The sequence below is a fragment of the Shewanella sp. GutCb genome (genome assembly GCF_002836135.1).
Classification (GTDB): domain Bacteria; phylum Pseudomonadota; class Gammaproteobacteria; order Enterobacterales; family Shewanellaceae; genus Shewanella.
In genome coordinates, this window is sequence record NZ_PJBL01000106.1 from 131,500 (window position 1) to 149,863 (window position 18,364).

Here is an 18,364-nt window from a genome sequence, read left to right on the forward strand (position 1 = left end):
GAGTTAATACTAATATTAAGAGATGCTAATCATGCCAAGCTGTAAAACAACCTGTGCATACTGTGGCGTTGGCTGCGGGGTTACAGTTAATAATCTTATCGAAACAGACAGCATCAGCTTTTCACACCACCCTACATTGACGGTTTCTGGTGATAGTGAACATTCGGCTAATTCTGGAGACTTATGCGGTAAGGGACTTGCATTAATCGATAGTTTAAACATTCCGAATAAATTACTGTACCCACGCCGAAGAAACCGTTCAGGTTTAGAGGCCGGCGATCAAAATATTAGCTGGTCTGCTGCGACAGTAGAAATAGCGAAAAATTTTAAAGATACCATCGCTGAGCACGGAGTCGATTCTGTCGCTTTCTACCTTTCAGGTCAGTTACTGACCGAAGACTATTATGTTGCCAATAAGCTTGCCAAAGGGTTTATGGGTACCGCAAATGTTGATACTAACTCCAGATTATGCATGTCGTCAGCGGTAAGTGCCCATATACGAGCTTTTGGAGAAGATGTGGTTCCTGGTTGTTATGAAGATCTGCAACTTGCTGATGTGGTGGTATTAGTCGGGGCAAATACCGCTTGGACCCATCCGGTTCTATTTAAAAAAATTCTCGCTGCTAGAGCAAAGCGTGGTACTAAAATTGTGGTAATCGATCCACGGCTAACAGCCACAGCGTCGCAAGCAGATCTACATTTGCAACTCACTCCAGGCTCAGATCTGCACTTATTTAATGGTTTACTCTGTTCCCTAGCCGATAAAGGCCAACTGAATGATGACTATATACATCGTCATACGGAAGGCTTCAAACAAGCACTTCATAGTGCCCGACAAAGCGGTGCCACGCAGGCCGACATTGTCGATGTCACAGGGCTTGAAGCAGATAAGATTGAATTGTTTTACGCACTTTACCAACAAGATCATAAAGTGGTTACAGCCAGTAGCCAAGGCGTTAATCAGTCAACCTCTGGCACTAACACTGCTAATGCGATTATTAACTGTCACTTGGCGCGAGGTGATATCGGTCAAGTTGGTTGTGGCCCCTTATCGTTAACGGGACAACCCAATGCAATGGGAGGTCGTGAAGTAGGCGGCCTGGCAACCCAGCTAGCCTGTCACCTTGGCTTTTCGGAGCCAGAACGGCAGTTAGTGGGAGACTTTTGGCAGACATCAGCGCTGCCAAAATCCAAAGGATTAACCGCCACTGAGATGTTTGCCGATATGGCAAAGGGTAAAATAAAGGCGGTGTGGATTTTGGGCACCAACCCGGCGGTTTCAATGCCTGATACCCAGTTAGTAAAACAGGCATTACAGCAGTGTGATTATGTGGTGGTTTCTGATATTACAGCCGACACCGATACCGCTCAATATGCCGATATGTTACTACCGGCGCAGGGGTGGTCAGAAAAGTCAGGCACGGTCACCAACAGTGAACGAACTATTAGCCGTCAACGCGGCTTTATTCAGCCTCAAGGAGAGTCAAAAGCGGATTGGTGGGCGCTGTGTGAAGTCGCAAAACAGCTTGGGTTTAATGATGAGTTTGCATTCAAAGACAGTGCCGATATCTTTAATGAGTACGCTAATCTCACTGTAAAAGTGCAGCAAAACTTTCCTGAAAAACAATTATCCCTCGCGGGTTTATCAGATCTATCCACTGAGCAATATAAGCAACTAATACCCACCCAATGGCCGGTTGAACATGTCGATGCGATCGGCCAAAAAAACATTCGCTTATTTACCCAAGGTCAGTTTGCCACTCACAGTGGTAAAGCTCACTTTGTAGAGACTCGATTGTCTCAAGCGAGCGATATCCAAGCCGTGATTGACCATCATTCCTTAAGTCAGAATCGAGTGCGGTTAAACAGTGGTCGTAGTCGCGATCAATGGCACACCATGACGAGAACGGGGCATATTGAGCAACTGGCAGCCTCAAATTATCAACCTGAATTGATGCTCGATGCACATACTCTGAATAAGCATGGGTTAGAGGCTGGTGGGCTGGTGGCAATTAAAACCGATAACCTAGTGGAGCCACTTATCGCTCGAGCGGTGATTGATGAATCACTATTGCAAGATACAGCGTTTCTTTCAATGCATTGGTCATCGCAATTTAGCAAAAGTGGTGGTGTAAATAAGGTAACAGCCGCTCATGTTGATCCTTTTTCAAAACAACCCGGTTTTAAAAATCAATGGGTTGAATTGCAACATCAGCAGGTGTTGCAGCAGGGGATCGAGTGGGGGCAGACGCTAATCGATCCTCAGCAACTTTGTTGGGACGTAAAGCAGCAACTCCGCGGTGGGGTCTGCCGTCATATTGCGGCAACATCGAGCTTTACCTCTGAGATGATGGAGCTTGAACAGCACCGTGGGGCGAACCTCAGTCCATTGTCTTACCACCGTATTATGCACTGGCGCGATCAAGACAAACAGATTTACTGCATCCTCAGCCAAGGTAGCCTCAAAAGCTTACTTATCACATGTGAGCAGGTGTTAGACATTGATGTTAACGCGATTCAATCCTTTATCAACAATCCTTTTGATACTAAATTTATTAAATACTTACACCAGGTTTTACGAGCAGGTAGTCGCAAAGTGGTCTGCGCCTGTACTGGCGTGACCGAAAATGAAATTGAGCAACAGATGCTGGTGAGTTTTGACTGTGGCGCGACAACAACGGCGTTGATTGTCGACGCGGTGCAGCAAAAACTCAAATGCAGTGCTGTGTGTGGCAGCTGCTTAAACCAAGTGAATGATATTGCCGATTCAGTTATTGCAGAACAACAGAAATCAAAGCAGGAGGTTGCTTAATGAAACTCAATCATATTGGCAAGTTAACGCGATCAATAAAGCCAACAAATAGTGACTTATTGTTGGTAGAGCTACTGCAGCTTAAGGACCCCACGGGTAACGATGACCCCAATACAGTAACGATTGTAGGGGCGGGTTGTGGTGATATCGATATGTTAACGATTAAGGCGGCCAGAACGATTACAGCAGCACAAGCGATCGTCTATGACAATTTGGTGAGTAAAGATATTTTGCAATTAGCCGCTGATGATTGCGACATGTATGACATGGGTAAGGGTTTTGGAAAACCCAGTGCAACGCAAGAACAAATAAACCTAAAACTGCTGCAGTTAAGCCAACAAGGTAAAGTGGTTATTAGACTTAAGGGCGGTGATCCTAATGTGTTTGGTAGAGGCGCTGAAGAGGCCCTATTTTTGGCTGAAAACGGCGTTAAAAGCCATTTCGTCGCTGGAGTGACTGCCGCGTTAGGCTGCGCTGCTGGTGCGGGGATCCCGTTGACGCATAGAAAGGTTGCGCGCTCGGTTACTTTTGTGACCGGACATCTTTGTGATGACACCGCGATAGAGTGGGCGGGATTGTTAGCGGCAAAAAGTACCATGGTTTTCTATATGGGAAAAGAGAGAGCGGCTGATATCGCCCATGGTTTACTACAAGCGGGAGCAAAACTCTCTTTACCTGTGGCCTTTATTAGCAATGGTGCCCGCGATAATCAATCGATAATGACCACCTCTGTGCAAAATATGGTGGATGTTGCCACGACCATTAACGTCGACGGTCCAACGCTTTTAATCGTGGGAGAGGTGGTTGGTATAGGGCAAGAGCTAGCGCAATGGTTGGCTGCTTGTGATATCAACAGCGATGTTAAAAGTAATGCATTTGAGCGTGCATATGGATAGTCACAATAATAAGCTCACAGGAGTGACTGACCCGGCAGAATATCGACAGCTTATTAAAACGCTTGGCCGAGGTAAAAAAGGGTCTCGATCATTGACGTTAGTTGAAAGCTTTCAGTTGGTTCGTGGTTTTTACGACAACATTGGCACTGTTACCCAGCTTAGTGTGGCGTTAATGCTTATGCGCGTAAAAGGTGAGACCGCAGAAGAGGTTGCTGGGGCGGCACTCGCTCTGCGCTCTACGGTCGATAATCAATGGCAGCAACTTCAGGTCGATATTGACTGGCCCTGTTATGGCGCAAAGAGAGATCAGCTGCCTTATTTACTGCTGAGCGCCAAACTGTTGGCTGGTAATGGGTTTAAGATATTATTGCACGGCGATAATAGGGTATTGCCTCATCGGCAACACATTGCGGGTTTCGTTGAGGCGGTAGGGATCACCAGTGCCACTTCAATGGCCGAAGCGGAAGTTGCATTAACATCAACGGGGATCTGTTATGTCAACGCCGATGTATTGTCCCCCCTAGTGAATTCGTTTACGGATATTCATCAGGAAATTGGCCTTAGAAGTCTTTATCAAAGTGCCATCCGTTGTATCAACCCTACGGGGGCAAGGCTCAGTCTTAGAAGTTATTTTCATCCGGGCCTAGATGATATTCATTTGAACGTGGCCAAGTTAATGGCTGACAATGCGCAAGCATTACATAGAACGAATGTGGCGATATTTAAAGGCTATCAAGGAGAGTGTGAATTAAATCCAAGATCGAGCAGCAGCATCAATGTTTTCAGGCATGAAGGATTTGCTCAGGTTGAGATTACAACTCAGCTTAATGCGTTAATAGGCCGTAAGGCGCAAGCGGCACAACTTCAGGCGCAGTGGTTAACGGCAATTTGGAATGGTGAGCCGTTGGACAGCGATAGTCATGATATTTGTACTAGCACTGGAAATGCAACCGAAGCTCTTCGGGCTCACAGCGCTATTATGACCAATGTCATGGCGGTACTGATGTTAACGGATCAGTCCCTCAATATTGATAACGCTAAGAGGTTGGCGAGTGAATATTGGATGAGTAGGCATTCCCACTTAATGACTCAATCTGCTACAGCTATTTTCAAGCCTTATCTATCGCTTACGACTAATTGTGAGGTGGCTAATGCGCATACTGAATCTATATGATATGACGGATCATGAGCCGCTATTAAGCAGTGCAGTCAACCGCAACCATGAGCTAATAAAATTCAACACGTTATCTGAATTAGAACGTTTTTCGCTAAAAACGGATAGCGATATTGTGCTTTTATGCGTTGACTCAATGACGGCGATGCACGTCCAGTTCATTGAACGAGTCATGATGTTTGCAGCTGTGCCGCTGATTATAACCTCAAGGCGTGCAGAGCCCTCGCAAATCGCGGCACTATTACAATGTGGACGAGTGACTTATATCCCGCAGCAATTTAATTTTGCACGTCTAGATAAAATTATAGAGTTAGCGTTGATACGCTTTAAAACAGCAAATCAATTGCTTAATAAGCTGGCGGAACTGAAGCAAAGCCTTGAAGACCAAAAACAAGTGCGTGTCGCCAAACAACAGCTGCAACACATTGGCTTATCTGAGCAAGACGCACATATGGCACTACAGCAACAATCGATGAGCAGTGGATTGAGCTTGACTGAAGTTGCTACTCACCTTGGTAATCATGCTCCGAGCCGCTAAATTGCACCTAAATCAGCACAAGGTAACCACAATGGTGCAATGGCAGCGTGGAACATATTGAAATGCGTTGGCCTCGTTTTTATTTTCAATATTAAAGTTAATAGTAACAGTGCTTTAGCTTGGGAAGTAGGTAATTTGTAAACTGGCATACTCTCTGCAACATATAAATAGAACAGATAATAGCAGTATAGAAAACTAACAATTTTAATTTTTGGCAAAGGCGCCATCTCCTGCAAGGGAGATTGGCGCCTTTTTGTTGGCAAAAAGCCAGTGTGGATAGCGATAGGGGCGAAACATGAAAACAAATAAACCCAAGTTGGTCGTGGTGGGAAATGGCATGGTTGGCCACCATTTTGTCGAGCAGTTATGTGAACGACAGATAAGCCAACACTATGATGTTGAGGTGTATGGCGCCGAAAAGATACCTGCATACGATAGAGTGCAACTGTCTAAATATTTTGCCAATGGCAGCGCTGATGAACTGATGCTGACGTCACAAGCTGATTATGAGTCTAAAGGTATCGCACTACACCTGGGTCAGCAGGTTTCTCATATCGATACCGCGAATAAATGGCTGACCGTTAATGGCGAGCAAACCCCATATGACAAACTGGTGCTCGCGACAGGATCTTATCCATTTGTGCCGCCAATAAAAGGCAATGATCGCCGCGATTGTATGGTTTACCGCACGATTGACGATCTAGAAGCAATAGAGCAAGCAGCGCTCAATGCCAGCTCTGGGGTCGTGATCGGTGGGGGTCTACTCGGGCTTGAGGCGGCTAATGCTTTGAGCGCATTAGGCTTAAAGACACATGTCGTTGAATTTGCACCGCAACTGATGTCAGTTCAGTTAAACGATAAAGGCGGTGAGCTACTGAAGCAGAAAATCGAAGCGTTAGGGCTTGGCGTCCATTTAAGTAAAGCCACTGAAGAAATTGTCGATGGGGAGACTGCACAACATCGGCTTAAATTCAGTGATGGAAGCTTTTTAGAAACGGACATGATTGTATTTTCTGCGGGTATTCGACCTCAAGATACATTGGCAAGAAACAGTCATATCAGCGTAGGTGAGCGAGGTGGCATCGTTATTGATGATAACTGCCAGACCTCTGTTAATGATGTGTATGCGATAGGCGAATGCGCTTTATGGCAACAAAAGATATTTGGCTTAGTGGCCCCTGGATATCAAATGGCAAAAGTGGCCTTGTCACAAATTACGCCGCTAATGCCGGGCTTATCGGTGGCCCCTTTGACATTTTCGGGGGCAGACATGAGCACCAAGTTAAAGCTACTGGGTGTTGATGTGGCGTCAATTGGCGAAAGTCGAGGCTTTGATAAAGCACAATATGTTGAGTTGAGTGACGTACAAGCGGGCGTCTACAAAAAGCTGTGGCTTGACGAAACGGGTCTTTATCTTCGCGGCGCAGTGCTTGTCGGTAACGTCGATGAATATAGCCTTTTGCTCAGTCAATACTTGAGCGGTGAAGCACTTGAAGAGCCAGCAGTAACCTTATTGCTAGCGGATGAGTCTGCGCCACTAACGCTAAAAGACAACGCCATAGTGTGTTCGTGCCATCAGGTGACCAAGGCCGATATTGTTGAACAGGTGATAGCGGGTAATCATCAATTGGCTGAGGTAAAGAGCTGTACCAAAGCGGCTTCTGGTTGTGGTGGTTGTTCTGCTTTGGTACAGCAGATCATTGATCAAACGATGCAGGCGCAAGGGTTAGAAACGGACTCCGGGATCTGTTGTCATTTTGATCATGACCGTCAGGCGCTATTTCACCTATGCCAGGTTGAAGATATTAAAGACTTCGAACACTTGTACCAACAGCACGCTGTCGAGAATGCCTCACCATTAGCACTGGGTTGTGATATTTGCAAACCTGTTGCCGCCTCTATTTTTGCTTCGCTTGAAAATCAGTATGTGCTTAATGAAAAGCATGTGGCACTGCAAGACAGTAATGACGCCTATTTGGGTAATCTACAAAAAAATGGCAGCTACTCGGTGGTGCCAAGAGTTCCTGGAGGGGAGATCACCCCAGACAAGTTAATTGCTATGGGGCAAATTGCCAAACGATATGATCTCTATACCAAGATCACCGGTGGGCAGCGGATAGACATGTTTGGCGCACAACTTTCAGACCTACCCGCGATTTGGTCAGAACTGATAGCACAAGGGTTCGAGACCGGACATGCCTATGGCAAGTCATTGCGGACGGTTAAATCATGTGTTGGCAGTACTTGGTGTCGATATGGTGTGCAAGATGCTGTCGGGTTAGCGATTGCGTTGGAGCATCGATATAAGGGTCTGCGTTCTCCCCATAAGATTAAGTTTGCCGTGTCGGGCTGCACAAGAGAGTGCGCCGAAGCACAAAGTAAAGATATCGGTGTGATAGCCACTGAAAAAGGATGGAACCTGTTTGTGTGTGGTAATGGCGGCATGCGACCAAGACACGGTGATCTATTTGCCACTGATCTTTCTACTGAACAATTAGTTCAGTACATCGACCGTGTACTGATGTTCTACACCAAAACAGCCGCTCGACTACAACGCACTTCAGTGTGGATGGAGTCACTTGTTGCTGGTGGGCTTGAGTATTTGCAGTCGGTGATCATTGATGACGCACTAGGTGTAAATCATGAATTAGAGCAGCAGATGGATAAAGTGGTGGCTAATTATCAGTGTGAATGGAAAACCAGCTTACAAGATGACGTTTTTTTGCAGCGCTTTAGTGAGTTTGTTAATCCAGAAGAGGCGCCGATGAACGCTGAAAAACACTATCAATATCAACGTGAACAAAAATTCCCAATAACATCAGATGTGCAGACTTTTGCTGCGATAAATAACCGTGAGTCAGGGGCTGGCAATATTGCTATCACCCTATTGGATAACGAGGAGGCGTTGGTATGAGTTGGGTCACTATTTGCGAAGAGTCGGTACTGCCGGCAAAAAGAGGGGTTGCCGCTTGGGTTGCTGGTCGAGCTGTTGCGGTATTTCATTTGGGAGAAGCGGGAATATTCGCGATAGATAATATTGATCCCGCTACCGGGGTTAGCGTGCTGTCGCGTGGACTATTGTGTGAACTCAATAATGAGCTGTTTGTCGCCTCCCCAATTCATAAGCAACATTACAGTTTAACGACTGGCCAGTGTTTGGAAAATGAAGCGCTAAGTGTCGATATTTTTGAAATCAAACGTCAGTCGGGCAACGTCCTGGCGCGTGCATTAGCTTAAGGATGAGGTCGCTATTATGTTCAAGGACAGTATGAGTAATAACAATGTAAGTCAGTCAACATTTAAGCTGTTTTCGTTTTCAGGAAAAATGAAAATGATGCACCTAAGCTGGATGGCATTTTTCATTACCTTTATGGTTTGGTTTAATGCGGCGCCTCTGCTAGGGGTGATTGCTGAAAGTATTGGGCTGACGACATCGCAAATAAAGACCCTGCTTATTCTCAATGTCGCCTTAACTATCCCGGCTCGAGTATTGATCGGTATGGTGACCGATAAGTATGGACCCAGATTGGTTTACTCCTTACTACTTGGCTTTTGCTCTATCCCTTGCTTTATGTTTGCTTTGGGGACGACTTTCGAGCAACTGGCATTAGCACGTTTCCTCCTTGGTTTTGTTGGCGCAGGTTTTGTTGTCGGTATTCGCATGGTCAGTGAATGGTTCCCTGCGAAGGAGTTAGGTACTGCAGAAGGGATCTATGGTGGTTGGGGGAACTTTGGTTCAGCGGCAGCCGCCTTTACGTTGCCTACGATAGCATTAGCATTTGGAGGGCCAGATGGATGGCGCTATGCCATTGGTCTTACCGGTTTGATGAGCTTAGGTTTTGCATTTATCTACTATTTTAATGTGACAGATACTCCTAAAGGCTCAACCTACTTTAAACCGAAAAAGGCGGGGGCACTGGAAGTCACTAGTAAGGGCGATTTTGTGTTGTTACTGATCATGAAAGTGCCTATGTATGCCACGTTAGCATTGCTGGCTTGGAAATTGTCACCCACCGGCGTAGTGATGTTTAGCCAACAAGTCACCAATGGCATTTATGCGCTACTTATCGCCATATTTATCATTGACGTATATCAGACTTATCAAGTTAACAAACAAGTGTTTACTGGCACGATCCCAGAGTTTGAACGCTACGAGTTTAAGCAGGTGGCAGTGCTCAATGTATTGTACTTTTCAACATTTGGCTCTGAACTGGCAGTTGTTTCTATGTTGCCGCTTTTCTTTGCCGAGACATTTGAGCTTGGTTTTGCTCAAGCGGGAATGGTGGCGTCTTCATATGCCTTTATGAATTTAATGTCTCGTCCTGGAGGAGGTTGGTTAAGTGACCGTTTTGGCCGCAAATCAACGTTATTGATTTTAACGGCAGGACTCGCCATCGGCTATTTAGGAGTTGCGCAAATTGATGGTAGCTGGGCATTGCCTTTAGCGATCTTGATGGTGATGGCTTGCTCGTTTTTCGTTCAAGCTGGAGAGGGCGCTGTATTCGCGGCTGTGCCACTGATTAAGCGCCGTTTGACTGGCCAGATAGCTGGTATGACTGGAGCATATGGCAATGTGGGCGCAGTGTTCTTTTTAACCGCTTATTCAATGGTATCAACGCAAACATTCTTCTACATTATTGCGGCTAGTGCGCTATTTGGCTTTTTTACATTGTTCCTGATGACCGAGCCCAAAGGCCATATCGCGGAAGTAAATGAGAAAGGTGAAGTTACCTTGATTAGCGTCAACTAATCATGAGTTTATTGAACATGGCTAGGCAGACCTTGGATAAAACGGATGAACTCTTCAAAGATAGCAATACTATAGCCTCATTAAAACCTGCTAACGGCTTAATGATAGCGGCTGGTCAGTATTCTGATAAGGGCATTAAAGCCACAAATGAGGATGCTATTGGGATCCGTATTCCAAGTGGGCTCATGCTCACAACTAAGGGGGCTGTTGCTGCAATAAGTGATGGCGTGAGTACGGCCGAAAGTGGCGCTGCCGCCTCCGCTATTAGTGTGAGTAATTTCCTCGCGGATTACTACTCGACTCCTGATCTTTGGTCGGTAGAAAAGTCTAGTACTCAAGTATTAACGGCACTGAATCGATGGCTTTACGGATTAGGGCAAGATTACCGCGATGCCAGGCGGGGCTACGTATGTACCTTTAGCGCATTAGTCTTTAAATCCTGCCATCTACATATGTTTCATGTTGGGGACTCAAGAGTTTACCGTTACCGCGATGGCACGCTTGATAAACTTAGCCATGATCACACCAGCCTTGTGGGGAAAAACCAGCAGTACCTGGCCCGAGCCATGGGGTTAGATGTCAACGTTGACGTAGATTACCGAATGTTAGCAATAGCCAAGGACGATCTGTATTTGCTCACCACAGATGGTGTGCATGATGTCATTACCGACGTCGAAATTGAGGCAAGACTGCAGCAGTTTTCCCAAAGTCGTTATGATGCAGGGAAAAGTGCTGGATTTACCGATGAAGATTGTGATCAGTTTTGTATGGCGATGGTTGATAACGCGTTCAATTACCGTTCTCAGGATAACGCTAGTTGCCAACTGCTGCATATCGAGGCCTTACCGGATAAAAACATTGATGAGGTTTATCAAAGCCTATCTAAACTGCCATTTCCACCACCGCTCAGCATTGGTATGACGTTAGACGGTTACAAGGTGGTTGATGTGTTGCACGAAAGCCAGAGGAGCCAAGTCTATTTAGTTAAAAATGAGCTAGGGAGTTTGATGTGTATGAAAACACCGTCTATCAACTATTTAGATGATGCGGCCTACATAGAGCGATTTCTGCTTGAAAGCTGGATTGGCAAACGTATTAATAGCCCTTATGTGGTGTCGATAATCGATCGAGATAGAGAGAAGTCGGCACTCTACTATTTAACCGAATACCTTGCAGGTCATTCGTTGAGTCAATGGATTAAACACAATCCAGCACCTGAAGTTCAAGAGGTATTAGAGCTGTTAAAACAGCTAGAGGCGGGGGTACGAGCATTTCATCGTAAAGAAACACTGCACCAAGACCTTAAGCCAGACAATTTAATGTTGACCAATGAGAGGCGGCTGAAGATCATCGATTTTGGCGCCTGTTTTATTAAAGGTATTGCTGAGATCACCAGCCCCTTACCACGAGACCTAATCTTGGGTACTGCAGATTATTCAGCCCCAGAGAGCATATTGGGTTATCAAGTTAATCAAAAAGCGGATCTTTATTCTATTGCGGTCATAGCGTTTGAGATGTTAACGGGTCGATTACCCTTCGATGGAAAGCAGTCGCACTGTAAAACAAAACAGGATTTTTTACGGCTTAAGTATACCCCCAGTTATGACATTAATCCGCTGGTGCCAATCTGGATGGATAAAGCCCTTAAAAAGGGGCTTAGTGTTGCGCCAGAGCAGCGCCAAGCTGACAGCCGTGAATGGTTGTTTGAGATGACTCAGCCGGTAACACATTGGCAGCAATCAGCCGTGAAATCGCCGTTGATTGATCGTCAACCATTGCTTTTTTGGCAATGTTTGACTGTATTTTTTGGGTTGTTGGCCGTACTACTTGCCCTGTTTTAAGATGGGTTATATCTTGAGTTGTACTCAAGATTGGCTTGCTATATTTTTGAATGAATTGACGTCTCAAAGGAAGAGGGCTTATAACAGCGACGAGCGTATTTTATTAACAGACTATGGAGGTATACAATCTGGATTTTCGATAGCAAAAATAGTATGAAAATTATAAATATTCAATGCTGAATTTCTTTCGTTAGTTCATTATTTGAATTTTGTATTACACTAATAGATACAAGGATGGTTACCATATAAACATGGAGAGTTAAATGTTTAAAGTTATGCACTGGGTTATTGTAACCCGATCACAAATATTAGTCGATCTGCTCAATACTCGATGGCCTCAACAATTTTTAGTTAAAATTCATAATGTTATTCCAGATAATGTTATCGATTATTTTACTGAAAACAGAGTAAGTCTGGTCATTATTGATCTCTCTAGTGTAGATATCCCAAAAGCCTATCAAATTCAACGAAGGTTAGATAAAGAGAGGAGTGGGGCTCGGGTTGTGTTCCTGCATTATCCTCAACAAGTAGATGCCAAATTCTTAGTTCAAAGCAATATTACAGCGGGTCTATTCTATTCGGGCGCCTCATTAGACACTATTGGTTTAGGCATGGCCAAAATAGTTCAGGGGTTAACTTGTATTCCAGACGATTTTAATCAACAAGATGTTCATAACGTCAGTACTGATGAAGAGTCAGACGCTCTGACTATCCGAGAACGTGAAGTACTGCAGGTCCTGCGTTCAGGGAGTACCAACATTGATATTGCCAATCAACTATTTGTGAGTGAAAGTACGATTAAAACCCATTTATATCGTGCTTTTAGAAAAATTGGAGTTTCTAGCCGCGGCCAAGCAATCGCTTGGGCACAAATGAATACCCATGAAGTCATTCAATAAATCTCTTCAATGGGATTAAGCTCTCATTGACTTTACTGATATTGTTAGGCGCTCAACTTAAGTGCCTTTTTTATCACTACCATCACAACTAAACTCATTGCTATACAGTTGTGTATTCATTTGGTATTATCGCTTTCGTGGTTAAACTATGAGATCGAAAGAGATGAATATGATTAAAGTTATTATGTTGGTTATTACTATTTTATCGGTAATGTTTTTTGCTGAGGCGGCCACTGTCGGTTGTGATAGGGCGGGTGGAGTGAAATGCCAGAAAGTTAATAAGCCCTACAAGTCCTATAAACGTGCAAAAGTGATTGTCATTCCTAGAAGTCATCTTCATTACCATGCTTATCATACGCCACTGCTTTCAGCATTAGGCTTAGCTATTGTGCTAGATGCTGCCGGTAATGCGGTAACCAATAAAGGCGATAAAGTGGTGGTGCTTGGGGAAGGTAATGAAGTTAAAAATGTTTATGAAAAAGATGGCGTTGTTTACCTGATTAAGGAACAGAGTTAACTTGGATAATCTATGGGCCAAATCAACGGAAAGCGGTGTTGTTTTGGCCATGTACATATAACGAGCACCAAATCTAATATTACTTGTCTTGCTCACGTTCACTGTTTAAAAATTCAAAGCCTCTTTTCCAAAATATAAATTGCTCTTCATCAGGTAACTTTCTCACTTCTTTAAGCATATTGTTAAAAGCTGAGTCAATCATAAGTCGATCTGATAATTTGAGGTAACGATACACAACAGGTCTTAAAACAACTGAAAAATCCCCGCTAAGATCTGAGTAACGCTGTTCTTCTAACGCATACGTATTCAACACCAGTTCACGCATGCTAAGTGCGGCAAGTAGTGAGTTTTTGTCACTGAATGACTGATATTGAGCAGCGCGTGAGTAACCAGCTCTTTTGTGAACGTCGGACATATTGAGCGCGATCATGCCATTTTCTTTTATCAGCTCGGCGGCAGCATTAAGCAGTGCGGTTTCTTTAGCGGTGAGCATGATGAGTCCTGTAATTTTTTATTTATTTAAAATGGATATGGTCCTAAAGTCAATCATATTGTGTATACAGCTGTTCAATTGGCACTCAAATCATTGCAAATAGACTTTTTAACGCATAAAAACGCGAATCGCCAGATGCCGTTTTTCGAGTATACTAGGTTTAACTTATTCTTATGAGAGCAATAAAATGGCCGAAGAAACCATATTCAGCAAAATTATTCGACGTGAAATTCCAGCAGATATCCTATTTCAAGATGAGCTAGTGACTGCATTTAGAGATATCAGTGCACAAGCACCGACGCATATATTGATTATTCCTAACCATCTGATCCCGACAATAAATGATATTAAGGCTTCCGATGAGAAAGCGTTGGGAAGAATGATGTCTGTTGCGGCCAAACTGGCTCGCGAGGAAGGGATAGCAGAAGACGGTTATCGCGTGATCTTGAACTGTAATGAACACGCAGGCCAAGAGGTTTTCCATATTCACATGCATTTAGTCGGAGGCCACTCTTTAGGCCCTATGTTGAGTCAAAAACGATGAAAAAAGCTGCCGATGTTTTTCCGTTAACGGAGATGGCAAGTCGATTTGTTGGGCAACTTACTCAGTGCCAAAAATTAAAGCTTAAGGTGTTAGAGGGCAGTGATAAACATGTGCTCATTGAGCTGCCTTATGATCCTCAACTTGTTGGTTACCCAGACACTGGTGTGATCCACGGTGGAGTGATAACAACATTGATGGATACGGCCAGTGGCTGCGCTGTCGTGTGTTCTATTTTTTATCAGTTTGGTGCTTTGGAGATCTCACCAACGCTTGATCTGCGAGTTGATTACATGAAACCTGCTGAACCGTTTAAGCCAGTCTATGGTTTTGCAGAGTGTTATAAATTGTCATCTAGCGTCGCTTTTACTCGTGCTATTGCTTACCAAGATTCAATCGATGATCCCATTGCTAATGCGGTAGGCTCGTTTATGCGAATTAGTCCAGAAATGGTTGGCGAAGAGTTTAGACAAGCACTGATGGGAGAGCCGCGTCATGACTAACCCGAGTCATTCAGAATCTGATGCGACAAAGTTAGATTTCAAAAGTATCGTACGAAAAGCAACGGAACTAAATGATTTTGGTCACTTGCTTGAACATGTGCCTTACGCCCAGTTTATTGGAATGGGTGTTGAGCGTTTTGGCGATGAACTAGTTTTTAAGCTGCCAGCAAAAGATGATAATATCGGTAACCCAGTACTACCTGCACTGCATGGTGGTGTTATCGCAGGTTTTATGGAAATGTCAGCCATTGTGCAGCTAATGGTCTTTATGCAGACCACTAAAGTACCAAAAGTAGTTGATTTCTCAATTGATTATCTCAGAGCTGGCTACCATAAAGGTAGCTTTGCTGAATGTAAGATCACTCGCCAAGGTCGACGAGTCGCTAACGTGAGCATTACTTGTTGGCAGACTAATCGTAAACACTTGATTGCGACGGCAAGAGCCCATTTTTTAATAGATTAACTTAGCTATCCTTGTATTAACACTGAATGATTTTATTCTAGGGAACAAAATGAAAAAATTGATTTTAGGCTTATTTACAGCGTTGATTGTCGCGGCTTGTGCACCACACACAGCAGGCTTAATGGTGGGTTCTAAAGGTGAAGTGCGTGTTGATAACAACAGCTTTGGTAAAGAAGTCACCGTACGAAGTGTAATGGCGCGCCCTGAAGGTGGTTTTTTACAAGGCACGGGCACGATTATTAGTCAGGTCTCTACTGACTTGCGCTTGCAGTATAAATTCACTTGGTTTGATACCAGTGGCATGACGATTGATGATGAAGGCGTAAGCTGGAAGTCAGTAAAATTGCATGGCAAGCAGCAGCTACAAGTATCAGCGGTTGCGCCTAATGTTAACGCAACTCGCTTTGAGCTATATGTAAGAAAAGCCTTTTCAAATTAATATGTAGATGATTAGAAATTATATTTGTTATGAAAACGTCAGCAAAGCTGACGTTTTTTTATGCATAAAGATTGTAAACGTTAAGAAGACTGTCATCAGTTTGTGAAATTCATGTATAATCGGCCGCGCCAAGGGGTGTTAAAGTCTATAAACCATAAGTTGGATATTGTGGATTTTAACTGAGATGTTGAAAAACGAACCCTTAGAACCTGATCCGGCTAATACCGGCGTAGGAATGGGCCACAATTCATTTCCCGAACGCTTCTTTATGTTGCCGGATCTCAAAATTTTAATTTGAGGTCCTATGTTAAATCTAAAAACTTATTCTCCTATAGCGGTTGCCGTCATGGCTGCGCTAGTTTCATCACCTACGTTTGCCAATACTGACTCAGAAACACCTGTTGATGAGATGGAAGTCATGGTTGTGACATCTGATTTTCGGGGCACATCGCTAGAAAAAATGCCATCAAGCGTCACCGTTATTGATCAGCAGCAAATTGAGGATGAAGGTGCACAGCACTTTGAAGATATCTTAAACTCAATTGCTAATTTCAACTGGTCCGGTGGTAGCTCAAGACCCAAATACTTCCAAATTCGTGGTGTCGGTGAGCAAGAAGAGTATCAAGGCGCACCTAACTCCTCTGTTGGCTTTATCGTTGATGATATCGATTTGTCCGGTTTAGGCATGGCTTCAAGCATGTACGACTTACAACAAGTTGAAGTATTACGCGGTCCTCAAGGTACACGTTATGGCGCTAATGCGTTAGCAGGTCTTATCTACCTTAAAAGTAATGATCCTACCGACGTATTTGAAAATGGTGCAGAGATCTCGCTAGGCGATGATAATTTACAGACCTTTAGTGGTTTTAGCTCGGGTCCATTAACCGATTCTGGAAACTTGCTTTACCGTGTGTCGCTGCAACAGCATCAGCAAGATGGTTATCGAGATAATCTTTATCTTGGTGAGAGCGATACTAATAACCGTGATGAATTCACTGGTCGCGCAAAATTACGTTGGTACGCGACTGAAGAACTAGAAATTGACCTGACTTACTTACATGCAAATTACGATAATGGATATGATGCTTGGACATTAGATAATAACGGTTTTGATACGTTAACGGATGCACCTGGCGTTGATAAGCAACGTACTAACGGCACCGTTTTAAAGTTTATTTACACTGGTGCTGAAAATGTTGAACTGACTTCATTAACCTCTCTGGCACAGTCAAAAACTCACCATAACTATGACGGTGACTGGGCTAACCCTGATTATTGGGACAGTCGAGATTGCGATGGTAGCCCTTGTGAATATGAGTATAACTGGGATAAGAAAGGCGACAGGCAGACCATCACGCAAGAGTTTAGGTTAGCTTCAACTGAATCAGGCCGTATATTTGCGGGCAGTACTGACTGGCTCGTCGGTGTATACGCAATGGATCTACAAGAAGACAATGAGACTATGGATACTTATAGTCAGTTAAGTGCGGAATACGAGGCGCAAAACTATGCGTTATTTGGTCAATTAGATTCAGACCTAGGTTCGGGCTATGCTTTGTCGGTAGGACTGCGGACAGAGCGTCGAGATAGTGAATACAGTGATTCAGATGGCGACGAATTTAAGCCAAGCGAAACCATGTGGGGCGGGCATATTGCGTTAAGCAAAGCACTCGGTGAAAACCACGAGTCATATATCCGCGTGGCGAGAGGCTATAAAGCGGGTGGCTTTAATATGTCACTGCCGAGTGAACTCGCCGATAAAAAAGAGTACGACACTGAAATTCTTTATAACTACGAAGTGGGTTTGAAGTCGGTTTGGTTTGATGGTCAAGCAAGCACTAATCTGTCGGTATTCTTTATGGATAGACAAGATCAACAAGTCGCGGCATCGCAACAATCGACAGTACCTGGCGAAGAGGGGAATTTTATTCTCTTTACCGAAAATGCAGGCAGTTCTCATAACTATGGTGCTGAGCTTGACGGCAACTGGTATGCAACCGATAACCTAAAGCTTTACACCAGTTTAGGTTGGTTAGAAACCGCTTATGGTGATTACGAGTACGAAGATAAATATGGCACCGTAGTCGATCTTTCTGGCCGTGAGCTAGCGCATTCCCCTAACTTTACCTTTAGTGTTGGCGCGACTTATCGCAACGATGCTGGTTGGTTTGCTAACGTGAATGCCAGTGGTAAGAGTGATTTTTATTACTCGGATAGTAACGAGTCTACATCAGATGCATACCAAATTTTTAACGCCAAAATAGGTTACGAAGCTGACATGTGGTCTGCATATCTCTGGGGACGTAACCTATTTGATGAAAAATACGGCGTTCGAGGCTTCTATTTTGGCAACGAGCCAGATTTAGGCTGGGCAGATAAGCAATATGTGCGCTATGGTGATCCACGCCAACTAGGGGTTACTTTAAACGTTAAGTTTATGTAAATCCTAATTAATAAATAGTTATTACTCTTTAATATTGTTACCAACAATAAGTGCT

At 44.1% G+C, this 18,364-nt stretch carries 16 protein-coding genes and 1 riboswitch; of the genes, 15 read left to right on the top strand and 1 reads right to left on the bottom strand.

The window, feature by feature from the left end:
* The first annotated feature begins 31 nt into the window (after window positions 1-31).
* From CXF86_RS21990 to CXF86_RS22040, 10 genes are all read left to right on the top strand, one after another.
* Window positions 32-2,812 carry a nitrate reductase gene (locus CXF86_RS21990; RefSeq protein ID WP_180961138.1) on the top strand — a complete coding sequence of 927 codons (2,781 nt, stop codon included), beginning with the start codon at window positions 32-34 and terminating at the stop codon, window positions 2,810-2,812.
* Window positions 2,812-3,708: a uroporphyrinogen-III C-methyltransferase gene (gene cobA / locus CXF86_RS21995; protein ID WP_101091120.1), complete on the top strand. Its 897-nt coding sequence runs from the start codon at window positions 2,812-2,814 to the stop codon at window positions 3,706-3,708. The genes CXF86_RS21990 and cobA overlap by 1 nt, the downstream gene beginning before the upstream one ends.
* Window positions 3,701-4,882: a glycosyl transferase gene (locus CXF86_RS22000; RefSeq protein WP_102040029.1), complete on the top strand. Its 1,182-nt coding sequence runs from the start codon at window positions 3,701-3,703 to the stop codon at window positions 4,880-4,882. The genes cobA and CXF86_RS22000 overlap by 8 nt, the downstream gene beginning before the upstream one ends.
* Window positions 4,860-5,420 (top strand): ANTAR domain-containing response regulator, encoded by a 561-nt coding sequence (locus tag CXF86_RS22005; RefSeq protein WP_101091118.1) that lies wholly within the window; start codon window positions 4,860-4,862, stop codon window positions 5,418-5,420. Before CXF86_RS22000 ends, CXF86_RS22005 begins: the two co-directional genes overlap by 23 nt.
* Window positions 5,421-5,715: 295 nt before the next feature.
* Entirely contained in the window at window positions 5,716-8,334 is a 2,619-nt protein-coding gene (gene nirB, locus CXF86_RS22015; protein ID WP_102040031.1) for a nitrite reductase large subunit NirB, read from the top strand.
* On the top strand, window positions 8,331-8,657 hold the full coding sequence (nirD, locus tag CXF86_RS22020; protein WP_101091115.1) for a nitrite reductase small subunit NirD: 327 nt from the start codon (window positions 8,331-8,333) through the stop codon (window positions 8,655-8,657). Before nirB ends, nirD begins: the two co-directional genes overlap by 4 nt.
* Window positions 8,658-8,688: 31 nt before the next feature.
* The gene (locus CXF86_RS22025; RefSeq protein ID WP_102040032.1) at window positions 8,689-10,170 is read left to right on the top strand and encodes a NarK family nitrate/nitrite MFS transporter; all 1,482 of its coding nucleotides are present in this window, start codon (window positions 8,689-8,691) and stop codon (window positions 10,168-10,170) included.
* 17 nt (window positions 10,171-10,187) lie between these two features.
* Window positions 10,188-12,011: a bifunctional protein-serine/threonine kinase/phosphatase gene (locus CXF86_RS22030; protein WP_180961139.1), complete on the top strand. Its 1,824-nt coding sequence runs from the start codon at window positions 10,188-10,190 to the stop codon at window positions 12,009-12,011.
* A gap of 263 nt (window positions 12,012-12,274) precedes the next feature.
* Window positions 12,275-12,910: a helix-turn-helix transcriptional regulator gene (locus tag CXF86_RS22035; RefSeq protein WP_101091112.1), complete on the top strand. Its 636-nt coding sequence runs from the start codon at window positions 12,275-12,277 to the stop codon at window positions 12,908-12,910.
* Window positions 12,911-13,079: 169 nt separating this feature from the next.
* Entirely contained in the window at window positions 13,080-13,427 is a 348-nt protein-coding gene (locus CXF86_RS22040; protein WP_232775115.1) for a hypothetical protein, read from the top strand.
* A 79-nt stretch (window positions 13,428-13,506) separates the two neighbouring features.
* Here CXF86_RS22040 and CXF86_RS22045 read toward each other — a convergent pair whose 3' ends face one another.
* Entirely contained in the window at window positions 13,507-13,920 is a 414-nt protein-coding gene (locus CXF86_RS22045; protein WP_101091110.1) for a helix-turn-helix domain-containing protein, read from the bottom strand.
* A gap of 187 nt (window positions 13,921-14,107) precedes the next feature.
* Here CXF86_RS22045 and hinT point away from each other — a divergent pair, with 187 nt between their 5' ends.
* The 5 genes from hinT to CXF86_RS22070 all read left to right on the top strand — a co-directional run bounded on the left by hinT (window position 14,108) and on the right by CXF86_RS22070 (window position 18,309).
* Complete coding sequence (hinT, locus tag CXF86_RS22050; RefSeq protein ID WP_101091109.1) at window positions 14,108-14,464, top strand: purine nucleoside phosphoramidase; 357 nt, start codon at window positions 14,108-14,110, stop codon at window positions 14,462-14,464.
* Window positions 14,461-14,964: a PaaI family thioesterase gene (locus CXF86_RS22055; protein WP_102040033.1), complete on the top strand. Its 504-nt coding sequence runs from the start codon at window positions 14,461-14,463 to the stop codon at window positions 14,962-14,964. The genes hinT and CXF86_RS22055 overlap by 4 nt, the downstream gene beginning before the upstream one ends.
* Window positions 14,957-15,427: a PaaI family thioesterase gene (locus CXF86_RS22060; RefSeq protein WP_101091107.1), complete on the top strand. Its 471-nt coding sequence runs from the start codon at window positions 14,957-14,959 to the stop codon at window positions 15,425-15,427. The genes CXF86_RS22055 and CXF86_RS22060 overlap by 8 nt, the downstream gene beginning before the upstream one ends.
* Window positions 15,428-15,476: 49 nt before the next feature.
* Entirely contained in the window at window positions 15,477-15,866 is a 390-nt protein-coding gene (locus tag CXF86_RS22065; RefSeq protein WP_101091106.1) for a YcfL family putative periplasmic lipoprotein, read from the top strand.
* 121 nt (window positions 15,867-15,987) lie between these two features.
* Window positions 15,988-16,119: riboswitch (TPP riboswitch) on the top strand.
* A gap of 51 nt (window positions 16,120-16,170) precedes the next feature.
* Entirely contained in the window at window positions 16,171-18,309 is a 2,139-nt protein-coding gene (locus CXF86_RS22070) for a TonB-dependent receptor (RefSeq protein WP_101091105.1), read from the top strand.
* Window positions 18,310-18,364 lie beyond the last annotated feature (55 nt).

What these genes read in the sequence shown, in the direction of transcription:
- CXF86_RS22060 (WP_101091107.1), top strand. Translation starts at nt 14,957, where the DNA reads ATGACTAACCCGAGTCATTCAGAATCTGATGCGACAAAGTTAGATTTC.
- cobA (WP_101091120.1), top strand. Translation starts at nt 2,812, where the DNA reads ATGAAACTCAATCATATTGGCAAGTTAACGCGATCAATAAAGCCAACA.
- nirB (WP_102040031.1), top strand. Translation starts at nt 5,716, where the DNA reads ATGAAAACAAATAAACCCAAGTTGGTCGTGGTGGGAAATGGCATGGTT.
- CXF86_RS22040 (WP_232775115.1), top strand. Translation starts at nt 13,080, where the DNA reads ATGATTAAAGTTATTATGTTGGTTATTACTATTTTATCGGTAATGTTT.
- CXF86_RS22030 (WP_180961139.1), top strand. Translation starts at nt 10,188, where the DNA reads ATGGCTAGGCAGACCTTGGATAAAACGGATGAACTCTTCAAAGATAGC.
- CXF86_RS22045 (WP_101091110.1), bottom strand. Translation starts at nt 13,920, where the DNA reads ATGCTCACCGCTAAAGAAACCGCACTGCTTAATGCTGCCGCCGAGCTG.
- nirD (WP_101091115.1), top strand. Translation starts at nt 8,331, where the DNA reads ATGAGTTGGGTCACTATTTGCGAAGAGTCGGTACTGCCGGCAAAAAGA.
- CXF86_RS22070 (WP_101091105.1), top strand. Translation starts at nt 16,171, where the DNA reads ATGTTAAATCTAAAAACTTATTCTCCTATAGCGGTTGCCGTCATGGCT.
- CXF86_RS22035 (WP_101091112.1), top strand. Translation starts at nt 12,275, where the DNA reads ATGTTTAAAGTTATGCACTGGGTTATTGTAACCCGATCACAAATATTA.
- hinT (WP_101091109.1), top strand. Translation starts at nt 14,108, where the DNA reads ATGGCCGAAGAAACCATATTCAGCAAAATTATTCGACGTGAAATTCCA.
- CXF86_RS22055 (WP_102040033.1), top strand. Translation starts at nt 14,461, where the DNA reads ATGAAAAAAGCTGCCGATGTTTTTCCGTTAACGGAGATGGCAAGTCGA.
- CXF86_RS22025 (WP_102040032.1), top strand. Translation starts at nt 8,689, where the DNA reads ATGAGTAATAACAATGTAAGTCAGTCAACATTTAAGCTGTTTTCGTTT.
- CXF86_RS22005 (WP_101091118.1), top strand. Translation starts at nt 4,860, where the DNA reads ATGCGCATACTGAATCTATATGATATGACGGATCATGAGCCGCTATTA.
- CXF86_RS21990 (WP_180961138.1), top strand. Translation starts at nt 32, where the DNA reads ATGCCAAGCTGTAAAACAACCTGTGCATACTGTGGCGTTGGCTGCGGG.
- CXF86_RS22065 (WP_101091106.1), top strand. Translation starts at nt 15,477, where the DNA reads ATGAAAAAATTGATTTTAGGCTTATTTACAGCGTTGATTGTCGCGGCT.
- CXF86_RS22000 (WP_102040029.1), top strand. Translation starts at nt 3,701, where the DNA reads ATGGATAGTCACAATAATAAGCTCACAGGAGTGACTGACCCGGCAGAA.